An 11,905-nucleotide genomic window follows, 5' to 3' on the forward strand; every position below is an offset into this window, starting at 1 on the left:
TACCTCGCACCGGTCGACTACGCTCGGCAATGCACCCATCAACTGGAAACCGACGACTCGCACAGCGACCGGACCGAATGAAGGGGGCGGCCCAGTGGAAGCAAGCCAACCCCGACAAGGTCAAGCAGTATCGCGATAACCGCGGGAGTGACGCAAGCAAGGCGCGGCGTCGCGAACGGGACCGGGCCAGGCGTGAAAAGGAACGCGCTGATGAGGAGCGCCGCGCAGCAGCCCGCGCACGCGCCCGAGATTGGTACGCGGAAAACCGCGAGCGTCACCTCGAGGCGCAGCGTCAGTACCGGGCGGCACAGCGCGCGGCGGATCCTGACGGCTACCGGGTAGCGAAGCGGGAGCGGAACAAGCGGTGGCGGGACGGCCACCGGGAGCGCGAGAACGCCAAACTGCGCGAGAAGTATCGCGCTGACCCGGAGCAGAAGCGCGCCGGTGCTGCCCGCTACTACGGGAACCACGCGGAGAAGGTCAAAGCCCGCCGCCGGGAGTACTACGCCGAAAACCGTGACGCGCAGTTGGAGAAGCAGCGGGCGTGGCGAGCGAGAGAAAAGCGACGTCTTCACGCCGGTCTCCCGGCCTACCGCGTTCACCGCACCTTGAAGGCCGAACGCGACGCCAATCGCCGCGCGGCGACGACGTTCTTCACGCGACCACGAACAGCCAATGAGATTGAGACGATGCTCGAGGAGCTAGGGACGCCAGCCGAGCTCCTCACCGCCTTTCAGCGAGACTGTGCCCGGGCCCGCGCCGAGTACCGGCACGCCAATGCCCCGGGGCGTCCGGAACCCACAGCACGCTCCGCTGCCAGCGTCGCTCGCGAAGGGGAAGAGGAGCGACTCGACGCCATCGCACGTGCAATCAACGACCAGCTTCGCCACTCGTCGCGCAGCGCACCCCGGGCGAGCGACAACGCTCCGCTTCCCACACGCAGTCACGCGCAGACTCGGGAGATGGGACGATGACAATGACCAAAGGAGCCCGCATGATCGACCGCGCAGATGTCGAGGAACTCATCTTTCGCGTGGCCCAATGCGCCTTTCGCTACCACCCCTCCCGGTCGACTACTGAGCCCGGGTACACCGTCGAAGAGGACGTCGCCTGGTGCGTCGAGCCGCTGTCGAGGAAAGAGGGAGTTGATGCCGAGGCGCTGGCCCGCAGCATCCAGCTTCTGATCACTGACCCGACCGCCGACCGACGCGCGTTCATCGCGGAGTGGGAGCGTCGGGCGCAGTAGCGCGGGTCGGCGTCTGCGACCGCGTTGGCTGGTCCGGGGAGAATAGCGAGGCGTAGATGTGGGCCGAAGTCATCGACCCGATGTGCCTGATCTCGATGACGAAGTACGACTATCGCTCCTAACGCGAGACTGTAGCGGTCGCGCACGGCTCCGTTCCCGACGCTCACCATTTGCAGACTCCGCGCGGTGCTGCGCGCCGGCTCCGCTTAGCAACGGTTCGCTCCCGGCACTTCGCCCCGCCCGACCGCTAGGCGAGCTGCTTATCGGAGCGAGGGGGACGACTGAGAAAAGGGTGCCTACAGCGACGGCCCACCACGCGACGGTGCGGGTGACACCACTGGCCCGGCCTCCTCGATCGGGCCAACCGACCGAGCGGATTCTGGTAGCTCGAACGAGAGCGCGTCGATCTCAGAGCGCAAACGCATCACCTGGTCGACCGCGAAAGACGAATCGGGTGGCACAGGCATCCGCGGCAGGACCTCTGTCAGCGCGAGTTCGTGCAGCTCGATGAGCACTTCAGTCACGGGTGGCGCGAGTTCACGCGCGCGCCTCGCGAAGTCGGTAATCGCACGTAGCTCCCCGAACCATCGGGCGCCCTCGAGGACCGAAATCGGTGCAGCGTGTGCAACCTCGATCGCCTCAGCGACGCCGGCCAATCCATCCTCGTGGGTGGCATCGAAGATTCGCCGACCGGTCTGATCGAGCAAAGTCACTCGGTCCAGGTCAGCGGCATCCTCGGCTGCCCGGGCGAGCGATTGGGTGCCGGCGAAGCTGCGGTCGTGCGCGGCACGATCCGTAAACCTGGCCGGCAGTCGCAGGCGGCGAGCATTCAGGAAGCGGGAGGCCGTTGCCAACAAGCTTTCGTGTTGAGGGGTGGCGACGATCACAAGGTGCGTCGAGAACCCCTCCGCCTTGAAAGCCGTGGCCGTGCCGATCGCAGGCGCCGGCGTGCTCACGCTCGTTGTGAACTGCAGTGATCGGTGGGAAGTACGCGCGTGGTCGAGGGTGGCGCCGATCCATTCCGCCACTCGCGGGGCAATTGCCGCGGGCGCGTCCAGTGGGCGCCAAGTGGTGAGCTCAAGAAAGTCCGGATGGAACGCGGCGAAATCCTCCGCGGCGACGCTGGCAACAGTGGGGGCGTGTTCGCTGAGCATGGCGTGAAGGAGACTCTGTGCTCCCGCGCCCGGTTGCCCGACGACGAGCACGAGCTCCGGCGCGGGGCTCGGCTCGGTGCCGGCGAAGATCAGCGGGACCGGGTTGATGCCGCTCATGGTCCCAACTCGGCAGCGCGTTGAGACAAAGAAGAAGCAAGCGTTGTGACGGAGGTCGCATCTCGCGGATCGACTTCCCTCAACCCGCGACGCACCCGGATGATCTCATTCGACGCGGCCGAATTGCCGTCCGCAGCAGCCTCCGTTAGGCGCGCGATCACGAGGTTGGCGAGGTCGGTGAGTGCGTCGAACTGCGCGATGGTGCCCAAGAGCCAGCCGGATGGTGTGGCAGGCGGACGCATGGCCCCAAGTGTAGGCGGGAGCCATCCTTCCGCCGGAGTTCGTGATCTCGGGGAGCGGCAATCCGGATACGCGCGGCCGCAAGCCCATCCCTTTGCGGGCGATTCGGATCAGCGATCGCTGCCGAGTGGGGACCGGGCGAGCCTATTCTCAGGTCAGCGCGACCCGGCTGCCGGCGTAATCGCGTCGGCGTGCTCGTAGCGGATTTGGATCAGTAGCAAGCTCGCTAGGCCCAGCACTCCAAGGGCATACTGTTTCGCGTCAGCCCGCTCCTGAATATTGTGACGATCGACGTTGCTGATGGCCGCGACCATTCCCGTTCCGAGGCTGCGCCAGCCCTCTGTCTCGTTGCGCTGGCTCCCCAGTGCGAGCACACCGCCCGGTCCGAACGCTTTAGCGAATAGAGTCTGACCTATCAGCTTGCCGCCGTCCTGGTTGGTCGGGTTGCCGGCCCATCGACGCACTTTGTCCTCAACGTAAATCGCGGCTGCGCTGGCCACCTGCTCCCACCGCTCTTCTTCGACCGAGTGCTTGACGTGGTCCCATAGGCCCGAGTCGTAGCTACCGCCTTCGATCGCGGGGGCACCAACCGACAACTCGAGTTCATAGATGGCCGCCTCGATTAGGCCAGCAGCATCCTGAACGCGACCACGAAAGTACCGAGCGTCTTTTTCCGCCTCCCCAGGGGCACCGCTGTAGAAGCCGACATGATAGCTCAGCTTCTTGAACTGCTGCACGGTAGACGAATCAGCACCGAGGCTACGTTCGAGCACCGCCACGACTTTGGCCTTCCACTCCTTGTGCTGCGGTGTGGAGGCTTGCACGAGTGGGTCCTCGACTGCCTGTTCCTTCAGCTTCTTCAGCTCGACAACGGCAACTTCCGGCTTCATCAACACCCTCCCGATCTTTGTCTGACGCTATCGGCTCGGTCTGACAGTCCGATCGGATCGAACCGCATGCGCGCACCAGCGCGATCCGGGACCGCGGGCGTGCATTCGATGGGATCTTGGTGAGCGATAATCAGCGGGCGACTGCCCGAACACGACCTATGCTCGGCTCGGGCCCACGCGCATCCGAGCCCCGCGCACCCGCGCAACTGTGCGGGGGCATCGTGCGTATCTCGGAACCACGTCCGCGAACAGGGCACGACGACTATTCTGCATCTACCAAAAGCGAATGCTCGCGCTCACGCATCGGGCTGCAAGGCCCGCAACGACCGTCGTTCATAGTTCCAGCGGCCAGCCGAACCCCCGCATCGCGGCAACGTTACGAAGACGCACAAACTCTGGTCTGTCCTCCCAGTCATCGGGAAGGGGATAGGGCGGCAGCGATAGGGCAGCGAGCACAGACGTGTCCGCAACGTAATGGACGCCAAGCTGTCGAACTACCAACGCTTGATACTCAGTCATCAGACTTCTCGAGTCATCGCCAAACTTTTCAGCATCATCGGCCGCCTGCCGGTAGAGCTTCATTCCGAGTTCGATCTGCTCACAAGCTAGGTAGGCGAGCCCAAGGGTCGCCTTAAAGATGTAGCTATCCTCCGCGAGCGGAGAGATGATCTTGACTGCGCGCTGGCCCATCCCAGCCATGGCAAGAACGTACGCAGCGTTGTTGAGAACGGTCGCATCGTCGCGGTTGCTACGAACCACGCGAAGCGCGATGCGCGCAGCTTCGTTCCAACGTTCCTCGCCAATTCCGAGTGCGACAAGAGCGGCCGCTGCCGCGCGAGGATTCTCGGGCTCGAGCCGCAACCACTCGAGCGCATGAACCGATGCCTGTTCGTTCTCGCCCTTCAGCGTCGCGAGCTCATACTCGATAAACGCCCTTCGTGAGCGATCCATACCTTGCCGAACGAAGCTGAAGCGCTCATCCAGGGCGGCTGCCTGGCTCGTGCGCCAAGCGACTCGGGCCAGATTGGCAACGACAACATCGCTGGCCGGCATATCTTGACTGAGCCTCAGCAACGAAGCGAACCCGGCATCCCTCTCCATGTCTCCGTGAGCGACGCGGAGGTGGATGAGGTTGCTTCGAACTTCGGCTACAGAGTCGTCATCGCCTTCCTCCTCGGCCCTGGCGGCGGCGCGTTCGAGCATACGCACAGCTCGGTCGAGTTCTCCTTGCGCCAGCTTGATTCGCGCCTCCGCGATCAGCAGTCGCGAGGGCTGTTCGGCTGACGGTATCGACACGGACTTGAGCTCTCGTTGCGCTCGATCGATATCGCCAGCTGCGAGCAACATGTCCAGTAGATGGATCAGCACGTCCATTCGACCAGGAGCGGCGCTCCTCGCCTGAAGCGCTGCGCTGACCGCCTTCTTCCGCGACCCAGACTGCGAGAACGCAATGGAGAGATTGAGAGCCGACTCAACGTCGGAAGGGCTCAATCGAAGCGCCCGTCGTAGCTTCGGGATAGCGGATGCATATTCGCCTTGAAGCGCAAGCACGTACCCCAGCACTGCATCCCGCTGCGGTGCGTCGCTGTCGGCGATGAATCGGTGGGCCTCCTCGAACCGCTGCCTGTACGCGAGTGTCGTCGCCACTTCAAGTTTGAGGTAATCACTCAGCGGAAGCCGCTCAGCAAAGTCCAAAGCGGTGTCAATGGTCGAGCTGTTTAGCAACACCTCAATTGCAATCTTTGTGGCCATCGGATCGACGACGCCCCGGTGCACCCCTTCGACCACGAGATGCAGTGCTTCTGTAGCGTGCGCCGCCGCCTTCTCCTTTTCGCCTGCAGCCTGATACGCCTGAGCAAGCGCGGAAACCGTGGTCGACGTGCGGACGGCCAGAGCAGAGGCTTCAGCCGAACGAACGCTCGACGCGATGCTGTCGCTGATTAGCGACCTGACCCGTTCTCTGGCGTCGCCGAAGAGCGACCGTCGGGATGCGACTCCAGCAGAAGCACCCCCAACGCCGGGCGCCGCTGGCCTCAGCACCTCGGAAGCGAACGAAGTCTCTGTTCCTATGGTCTCGACAACTCCAAGCGCGTTGATCATGCGGGAATCTTCCTGTTCCGTCGCTCGTCGCGGGCTTCGATTTCCAAGCGTCTGACCATAATGTCCACTCTGCGAATAACCCAGTCGAGGGGGTTTTGCGTCAATCGGTCTCGACGAAACGGCGAACTCTCCAGGCGCTTGGAGGGCTCGGGGCTGCAGAGTCGACGCAAGAGGGTGTTCGCATCCTCGCGGATCGTGGCCGGCATGACGGAAACCAGGTCGGCGATCACGGCCACATATTGCCCGGAAAGTCCCGCGAGATTGCGCCGCCGGCCCGCGAGTATGTCGTCCTGTGCCATCCGAACAATGGATCCCCAGTCCCCGAAAACCAACGCCGAGAGGGGCTGCCCGGATGTTAGCTCGACCAAGAGCGACCCAAGGCCGTAATAGTCGGCGCAGATGAAGTCTCGCGCGGCCGGTTCCCCCTGAAGGAACAGGAACTCGGGCGGAGCGAAACGCATGTCTCCGCGCCCGTGGAGGTAGTCCTCGAGCGATCGGGCCGGCGCGCTCGACATGTCCTTGGCTCGACCGAAGTCGGCCAGCCTCACTCGAGTCGTGTTCCCACGGACCATGAGTAGACAGTTCTCGGCTTTGAGATCGCGATGAGCGATATCGTGTCGATGCATCTGGTGGACCGCCACAACGGCATCGCGCCAGAGGCGGAGCCGAGCAGTCCAGTCCAGACTGTTGCGGGTGGCTGGATCAGCCGTCAACTCTCCGGCGGATCCAGATGCCATCGCAAGAATATGGAAGCGAATCGGTACCGGCACCGTAATCCCAGGTGCTGCCTCGAGGTTGAAGGTGTCCGAGCCGCTCTCGATGTAGTCGATCACTCCGTCACATGACTTCAGCCGTCGCAGCAATTGGCCTTCGTTTTCGAAGTCCACTACGTTGTCGGCGCTGTCGGCAGCTGAGGGCTTCAGCACCTTCGCGGCGAACCGTGCTCCGCTGTGCGCGTGGACGGCTTCGAAGACGTATCCAAACCCGCCCCGACCGAGGCATTGCGTCAGGTTGTAATCTCCGAGGGGTCGGGAAAGAAGCAGCAACTCCCATGGGTCAACGGGAGCAGGTGCCGTCATCGCTGGCCGTACTTTTCGCGCAGCCTGACAATCTCTTCAGGGTGCTGCTGAAGTATGGCAATTACATCGGACGGCGCCTGGCCCCGGAGGAGATCGATGACCTCCGCTGGCACGGCGTAGTAATCGGAGAGTCGTTTCGCGGCCGCGTCCCCGATGGCTCTTTCTCCACGCTCGATGCGGGAGAGTTGCGACGGAGCGATGCCCAGTTCCGCTGCTGCCGATCGCAGCGTATGGCCCTGACGTTGCCTCAGATCGCGTAGAGCGGACGCAGCGCTCTTCCCGTTCCCCATCGGGCAATCATATGGACGTGTTGCCAGTATCGGCAACAGGCGGCCTGGGTGTGTTCACCATCGCTTCCCTGCCCGTCGTCCCGAGCGGCGGGTTTTCGTGACGGCATCGTTCCCGGAGTTCCACCCCCTGCGGCGCGCGTGCGTAAAGGGGGCGAGAAAGTGCCCGCGAGCCGGTTCCGCTGAGGACGCAGGAGAGCATGAATCATCGCGGCTGGGAGGAGCGTGATCGTATCGGCAACGCCGACGATGCGACAACAGGACCGCTCGTACGCTCAGTCCCTAGTCACGGGCTGGAGCTGTTTGACGAACTCAGCCTCGGCCATCACGCGGACCTCGGCTCGCGACGCCGTGAGTAGGGGAGTGTTTTGGCGCTCTTCCGGAGTCAAAGTCGGCGGATCCCCCTCTCCATCCCAACGAAGAAGACGCCTGCCAAGAGACTTCGTCAGACCGCGAAGTGGAGAGAACTGCGCGTCGACGGTGGCAAACAGGATGGCCTGCTGATCCTTGAGCGGTAGGGATGCGATCCGGGGATCGCTGATGAGCGACCGTACCGCTTCCCACCATTTGTTCCTCATTCGCCAGAGATCCAACACGCTGTCGTCTAGATCGAGTTCTCGAACAGCACGCCCGTGCGCGTCATAGACGACATCCGCGTCGGGCACTGCCTCCTTCATCGTGCTGTAGCTTCCTCGGACCGAAAGCGCGGCGTGGAGCGCGGGGTCGTCCATGGCGTCGAATGCCGAGGTCGACTCGAACAACGACTGACCGAGACTTCGAGCTGCCGCAGCGCGGACATCTGCAATCCGGCTCCGTCGGTCCGCCGTTAGTTGCTCTCGCAAGAGCTCGCGATCGTGTCGTAACTGTCTACGGAACAGCACTACTGCACCGACAAGAGCGAGTGCCGTCCCAAAAGTAGTGATCACGAGCTCGGCCGCGGCCGCGGGCCCGAGCAGTTCCGACACGAACCGGTCCCACCAGCTCGTACCCGGGATCGTCTCGACAAGACCCAGTCTGTCCAGGGCTCCGGCAGGCTGTCGGCCGGCGGTCGACAACACGGAGCTGAACACCACGGGTTCACTCTATGGGTAAGGTGCCACGCGACCGTTCCGGGGCATCTCGTCGATGTTTGGTGGCTGCGGACCGACGCGCGGCCCCACGGAAGCTAAGCCGACCGAAAGCCGCTCGCTCAGCGAACGGTCCAACCCCGTCGCTCGTGGCGAACGGCGTCTTCGTACGCGCTCAGCCACCTCATCGATGTGATTCGTCGCGCGTGAACCGCGCACGAGACCCGCACGAAGTTCAGCGCGACGAAGACGAGGACAGCAGCAAGAACGAACCAGAGGCTTGTCATGATCCAGTCTTCTGGGCCCGGAACGGCGACGGCCACGATGATCGCGAAGGCGGTAAAAGAGAATGCCCACACCCGCCAGCAGCGCCTCCGCACCGTTCGTGCTGTTGGCGAAGCACTCCGAGGACGGCCAGTCGGACCTGGGGCCTTTTCCTTGTCTCACGGACGAACCGCTGTACGTCCTCCAGGCGAAGCGGGGCTTGGCATCGGTCGGGCAGGAAGCGACGTACCTCGAGGGAAGTCGAGCTGGACCAGTACGGGACGCGCTTTGATTGGAGCGGGTTCCGCTTGTTCGCCATGGATGGACCGTCTCACAGACATCCGACATGGCGGTCACTGGGTGTCGTCCGGCTCGAACACCGGTCGATGACGTGCGGACGGCGGGCCCTTGGGTTGACGTGCGCCGGATGCGGCGGGCTAGATCGGGCGGCGTGTGCCTTCAGCGGGCACGGACAATTCGATGGCACGACCCCGGACCTCTATCTCGATCGTCTGGCCATCCAGCATCTGTCCGACTAACTGCGCGCGGTCCTTTTGAATCGATCGGTTCTTGGACGTCAAGACGCCGGCGATGAACGCTATGCCCAGCGAGATTGCGAACCAGGTGATCTCTAAAGTCGGCGCGAGCAAACCCGCGAGGTCGCGAGAAAATGCGATCGCGATCTCGCTGATTCCCCAGACGAAGAACGGGGTTAGGGCGATCACCACCCAGTCAACGGGCCCCAGACGCCACGGGATCAGGCTGATAGCAGCCAGTCGGTAAGCGTCCAGGGTCGCCGCTGTTCGCATTGCCGGCTCGGCGTTGCCGGAGAGCCCTCCGGTCTGAACGATGGCTTGCGCCTCGCGGACGGCGTGCCGCAAGCGCGTCGCGCGGGAATTCTGGATGATCAGCCCGACGATCCCCACAATCCCGGTACCGCCTATTGCGATCGTCAGCAGCCCAACCAGATTTTCATCCATGGCCCGATTATGGTCGGTCGATCGAAGGGCGGTGAGATGCGACCGGGCGAACGCCGCGTGACGCACGACGCTACGCCGCTTGTGCCCCCACGCTGCCGCGCTCGGCCGTCACCGCGGCTGCTCGAGTAGCGGTCGTTGATTGACTCGCGATCAGCGACCGTGGTGGTGACTTAGCCTCGCCGAGTGCACGAGATCTGACCAACTGTTGGTGCGCATCGCCTCTATGCTTCGAGCACCGACGTTTGGAGGAACCGATGGGCTTTTGGTCCACACTCTTCGGCAAAGGTAAGGAAGCGGCCGCTCCTTCGCCGGTACCAGTACGCGAGCTAAGTCCCCGGTGGGGTGAGATCGAAGTGCAGGGCGAGAGCTTCCGTCGCGACGCCATGCGTCGTCTGTTCGATGAACTCGGGCTGCCCGCGGGCGGGGTGACCCAGCAGACCGCACACCTCGAGCCTGAGCCCTCAAATCCATATGACCTGAACGCGGTCAAGGTAGTCATCCGTGGATGGCACATCGGCTACGTGCCGAACGAGATCAGCGCCGAAGTGGCCACGGTCCTGGGCAAGGGCCAAGGTATCGCGCCGGTGCGGGTCTGGGCTGACCCCAAGGACGGAACCTGGCGGGCGCGCGCCACCTTGTTCCCGTCTGTGGTGGAGCCTGATCGCGACTTCGCGGAGGAGCAGCGTGCCGTAGCGTACGTGCCGGACGAACCCGACTTCATTCCGCCAACGACAGTTACAGTTTCAGAGCCGACGGACCTCCGGCGACTGGACTCAACCCGCATGCGGATCAAGGGCATCGGGAACTATGTCGGTTGGAACGAAAGGCGAGCGGTCGGGGGCACGGAGTATGTTCTCGTACGCGAACCCGACAACTCCCACGATCCGTGCGCTGTGGCGGTCCTCAGCAACGGACGAAAAGTCGGCTACGTCTCCGCCGCGAGAGCGAAGATCCTCGCACCGCTGTTCGACACCATCGCGTCCGCTGGTTATGTGGTCGGTGGGACCGGACCTTCAGACGACAGCGTTCAGCTTTGGGTCGACATCCCGAAGGCTGACGCGTTGCGAGCATTCGTGAAGTCCCGATCGTCTTGACAACTCCTGTCCGGCGCGGTGGCCGGTCGTTGACCGTACCTAATGGGCGGCATCGGGCAATGCATCGATCAACGATGGAAGTAGAGTCCGGCGCTCGGATGTGCCAGGCACACGCGCCGTCCATTCACAACGTCAAGCTTCTTGTCGCAGATCGTGCAGATGGGCTCGTCATAGAGCCCACCCAGGGGGTGGTCGTCCCAGTCGAGGAAGCCTGCGTGGTCGAACATGAAGGCCTCGGAGTAGCCGCGCTGGCTAGCCGTCCTCGTACGGCAGGCGGTGCAGTAGACGATGTGCGTCTCAGCGCCGTCCTCGTCTGCCTCCAGTCTGACTGCGTACGACTGTGGTCGATCCTCTCCACAGAGGTCGCACCGACGGTGAAGTTTGGAACGAGCCACCCGGTCAAGTTATCTGACGAAGCGGCGCGATCGGAAGCCGGTCGCTCACTGTACGGACCGTGGTGGCAATGTATCTCTCGTTAGCCGTCTCCGGCCACGCACGTATGACCCGAACGAGGCCATGGTCGACGAGGGTGCGGCATACGCACTATGAAACCTCGTGCGGCGCTTCCGCAGTCAAGGAGACCTGGCACGGCTGGATTGCCCAGTTGCTGACGGGCGCCTGAGGGGAGGAAACACCGGGATGCTGCTCACCACAACGATGCGGCAGGAGTGGCACGCATAGGCAGCGCCCCCATCCCAGTACGGCCCCGCACGCGGGGCAGTGCGGGGTCTCCCCGTCTGCAATCGGATCGTTGACCATGAGATCGAAACCCTAACGGCCGGTCGAACATTGACGCTCGTGCGCCAAGGACGGCAATCCGAGGTCCGAAGTACAGCCACCGCCAGTGCCGCCCTTTTGACCCACCAGAACAACGATGCACGCAGGCACTTTCTGTGAATCCATAACGTAATATTGCAACGACTAGTACTCTGTCCACATGCGCGGCGGGCTCGAGAGATGGAAACGGGGAGTTGAGTCTCACGGCATCCGCTCCGCGATCGCCTACGCTCTCACTGGCGGGTGCGACGCCGCAACGCGCCTCTCAAGGGGTGTCGAAGCGCTGACGGAGTACGGTGGTGAGCCAGCCGTTACCCGGTTCACCGTCGCCAATGGGCATGTCGCGGCCGATCGACTGGACCGCTATCAGCTTGCACAATGGGTCGACGGGCGAGACCCGCTTACCGGCGAGCGCCGCGGACGCGAACTCCTTTCGCCCGACGCCGATCTCGTGCTCGACGGCACGATCAACGCCCCGAAGTCGTACAGCCTGGTCGCGCTGCTGCATCCAGAGCTGGTGGGCCGCCCCCTTCATTCGGTCCGGTCGCTGTGCGAGTCGTCGGTTTCCAGTTGATGGGTGCATTGCCGAGCGTAGTCGACCGGTGCGAGG

General features: G+C 63.5%; 11 protein-coding genes and 1 pseudogene. 4 read left to right on the top strand and 8 right to left on the bottom strand.

Going from position 1 to position 11,905, the window contains the following annotated elements:
- Positions 1-77: 77 nt before the first annotated feature.
- The gene (locus HDC37_RS16780; protein WP_179561542.1) at positions 78-974 is read left to right on the top strand and encodes a hypothetical protein; all 897 of its coding nucleotides are present in this window, start codon (positions 78-80) and stop codon (positions 972-974) included.
- A gap of 20 nt (positions 975-994) precedes the next feature.
- Positions 995-1,246, top strand: coding sequence for a hypothetical protein (locus tag HDC37_RS16785; protein ID WP_179561543.1), 252 nt, complete (start codon positions 995-997; stop codon positions 1,244-1,246).
- 296 nt (positions 1,247-1,542) lie between these two features.
- Here HDC37_RS16785 and HDC37_RS16790 read toward each other — a convergent pair whose 3' ends face one another.
- From HDC37_RS16790 to HDC37_RS16825, 8 genes are all read right to left on the bottom strand, one after another.
- Positions 1,543-2,517 carry a zeta toxin family protein gene (locus HDC37_RS16790; protein WP_179561544.1) on the bottom strand — a complete coding sequence of 325 codons (975 nt, stop codon included), beginning with the start codon at positions 2,515-2,517 and terminating at the stop codon, positions 1,543-1,545.
- Entirely contained in the window at positions 2,514-2,759 is a 246-nt protein-coding gene (locus tag HDC37_RS16795; RefSeq protein ID WP_179561545.1) for a hypothetical protein, read from the bottom strand. Before HDC37_RS16795 ends, HDC37_RS16790 begins: the two co-directional genes overlap by 4 nt.
- 153 nt (positions 2,760-2,912) lie before the next feature.
- Entirely contained in the window at positions 2,913-3,647 is a 735-nt protein-coding gene (locus tag HDC37_RS16800; RefSeq protein WP_257021594.1) for a TIGR02391 family protein, read from the bottom strand.
- Between the two features lie 333 nt (positions 3,648-3,980).
- Positions 3,981-5,747, bottom strand: coding sequence for a hypothetical protein (locus HDC37_RS16805; RefSeq protein ID WP_179561547.1), 1,767 nt, complete (start codon positions 5,745-5,747; stop codon positions 3,981-3,983).
- Positions 5,744-6,793 (bottom strand): protein kinase, encoded by a 1,050-nt coding sequence (locus tag HDC37_RS16810; RefSeq protein WP_179561548.1) that lies wholly within the window; start codon positions 6,791-6,793, stop codon positions 5,744-5,746. Before HDC37_RS16810 ends, HDC37_RS16805 begins: the two co-directional genes overlap by 4 nt.
- Positions 6,794-6,822: 29 nt before the next feature.
- Positions 6,823-7,116: a helix-turn-helix transcriptional regulator gene (locus HDC37_RS16815; RefSeq protein WP_179561549.1), complete on the bottom strand. Its 294-nt coding sequence runs from the start codon at positions 7,114-7,116 to the stop codon at positions 6,823-6,825.
- A gap of 272 nt (positions 7,117-7,388) precedes the next feature.
- Entirely contained in the window at positions 7,389-8,186 is a 798-nt protein-coding gene (locus HDC37_RS16820; protein WP_179561550.1) for a hypothetical protein, read from the bottom strand.
- 695 nt (positions 8,187-8,881) lie between these two features.
- Positions 8,882-9,424, bottom strand: a complete 543-nt coding sequence (locus HDC37_RS16825) for a hypothetical protein (protein ID WP_179561551.1) — start codon at positions 9,422-9,424, stop codon at positions 8,882-8,884.
- Between the two features lie 254 nt (positions 9,425-9,678).
- Between HDC37_RS16825 and HDC37_RS16830 the strand changes: the two genes are divergently transcribed.
- Both HDC37_RS16830 and HDC37_RS16835 read left to right on the top strand, forming a co-directional pair.
- Complete coding sequence (locus HDC37_RS16830) at positions 9,679-10,518, top strand: HIRAN domain-containing protein (protein ID WP_218869941.1); 840 nt, start codon at positions 9,679-9,681, stop codon at positions 10,516-10,518.
- A 937-nt stretch (positions 10,519-11,455) separates the two neighbouring features.
- Positions 11,456-11,797, top strand: a pseudogene (locus tag HDC37_RS16835) (relaxase domain-containing protein); the annotation flags it as partial.
- Positions 11,798-11,905 lie beyond the last annotated feature (108 nt).

Origin of the sequence: Microbacterium sp. AK009 (assembly GCF_013410955.1) — a bacterium.
Lineage (GTDB): Bacteria > Actinomycetota > Actinomycetes > Actinomycetales > Microbacteriaceae > Microbacterium.

Coding starts and splice junctions, on each gene's coding strand:
- HDC37_RS16780 (WP_179561542.1), top strand. CDS start 78: ATGAAGGGGGCGGCCCAGTGGAAGCAAGCCAACCCCGACAAGGTCAAG.
- HDC37_RS16785 (WP_179561543.1), top strand. CDS start 995: ATGATCGACCGCGCAGATGTCGAGGAACTCATCTTTCGCGTGGCCCAA.
- HDC37_RS16790 (WP_179561544.1), bottom strand. CDS start 2,517: ATGAGCGGCATCAACCCGGTCCCGCTGATCTTCGCCGGCACCGAGCCG.
- HDC37_RS16795 (WP_179561545.1), bottom strand. CDS start 2,759: ATGCGTCCGCCTGCCACACCATCCGGCTGGCTCTTGGGCACCATCGCG.
- HDC37_RS16800 (WP_257021594.1), bottom strand. CDS start 3,647: ATGAAGCCGGAAGTTGCCGTTGTCGAGCTGAAGAAGCTGAAGGAACAG.
- HDC37_RS16805 (WP_179561547.1), bottom strand. CDS start 5,747: ATGATCAACGCGCTTGGAGTTGTCGAGACCATAGGAACAGAGACTTCG.
- HDC37_RS16815 (WP_179561549.1), bottom strand. CDS start 7,116: ATGGGGAACGGGAAGAGCGCTGCGTCCGCTCTACGCGATCTGAGGCAA.
- HDC37_RS16825 (WP_179561551.1), bottom strand. CDS start 9,424: ATGGATGAAAATCTGGTTGGGCTGCTGACGATCGCAATAGGCGGTACC.
- HDC37_RS16830 (WP_218869941.1), top strand. CDS start 9,679: ATGGGCTTTTGGTCCACACTCTTCGGCAAAGGTAAGGAAGCGGCCGCT.